Source organism: Vibrio sp. 03_296, assembly GCF_002265885.1.
In genome coordinates, this window is the sequence record NZ_NPKW01000556.1 from 1 (window position 1) to 1,118 (window position 1,118).

General features: G+C 44.8%; 1 protein-coding gene and 1 pseudogene. One reads left to right on the forward strand and one right to left on the reverse strand.

Annotated features, from left to right (window positions below):
* Positions 1–145, forward strand: a 145-nt coding sequence (locus CIK04_RS26135) for a peptide-methionine (R)-S-oxide reductase (protein WP_176463437.1), incomplete at its 5' end; no start/stop codon positions are given.
* Between the two features lie 203 nt (positions 146–348).
* On the opposite strand, the pseudogene CIK04_RS26140 reads toward CIK04_RS26135, so the two are convergent.
* Positions 349–1,118 (reverse strand): annotated as a pseudogene (locus CIK04_RS26140) (DUF2989 domain-containing protein); the annotation flags it as partial.

The following is a 1,118-nucleotide window of genomic DNA, read 5'->3' on the forward strand; positions in this document are numbered from 1 at the left end:
CGGAATGAAGCGAGTAGAGATCCGCTGTGCACGATGTGATAGCCACTTAGGGCACGTTTTTCCTGATGAACCTAAAACAACCGGAGAACGTTTTTGTGTCAACTCAGTGTCGTTAATTTTCAACAAAATTGAAACTAATGAGTGATTTTTCACCGAACGCTGTTCTCCGCTTTCAGTCATATCGTGTCTAGCAATCATACTGAAAGAGTCAAAATGGCGTGAGTAACCAAGAGACAAAAACCTTCCATGTGGAAGGTTTTTTTAGTTTGAGTGCGTCGTTCTTTTGAAATAAGCGCCCGAACTTAAAAGCAGCATTGCGAATATGCATGTGGCTACGAGCGTATAAGACTACAAGTCACTCGGGATCATCATAGAGCGGTATTGCCTTTTCGAGCGCAGATGCACTTGCTCAGCTAAAGCATCCAGATGTTTGTACTCCTGTGCACTAAAGCCAAACATCAGTTGCATTTTCTCGTTCTGTGGTCTAAGGGCACATCAAACTCTTTTGCTACCATTGCCCAAACGTAAGCTTGCTTCATTTGACGTAATCCTTGATGGGTACTTGCCAATGACTTTAACGCTTCGGTATTCACTTTGCCGCCTTTTGGTCAACTCGAGAGAATGATTAAGCAGTTGGATGGTTTTCGTTTGATCACGTGTAGTATAAAACGTTGCCAAGGCGTATTGCATTTCAGCGGTTTCTAGCGCGGGTGTGCCTTCCATCTGTAAAAACTGACGACGTGCATTGGTATTGCCTGTCTGGCTCCAAAGGAAATAGAGGCTTTCCGGTTCACTTGAAGAGCTAAGTTCTTGCACTATACGTTCAAGTTCAGAAATGCTATGCACCAGCGCATTAAAACGTTTTTGCTTTAACGCACTTTGATCGATTGGGTGTAATTGCGAAGCCAACTCCAGGCACTTGCGATACTCAGCGGTTAGCGTGTATTCCTTAATCTTGTTGCTGTCGGATGGKTTTTCAGTACCTCAAAGCGGTGCCAAATAAGGTCGGTACGTGCAACACGGCACTGCCCGTACATCCATATTCAGTTTTTCACAGCGTAGCCCTGGTTGAGACTTGACACAGGTTCTTCCGTGGTTTTGTTGCCTTCTAAGCAGCC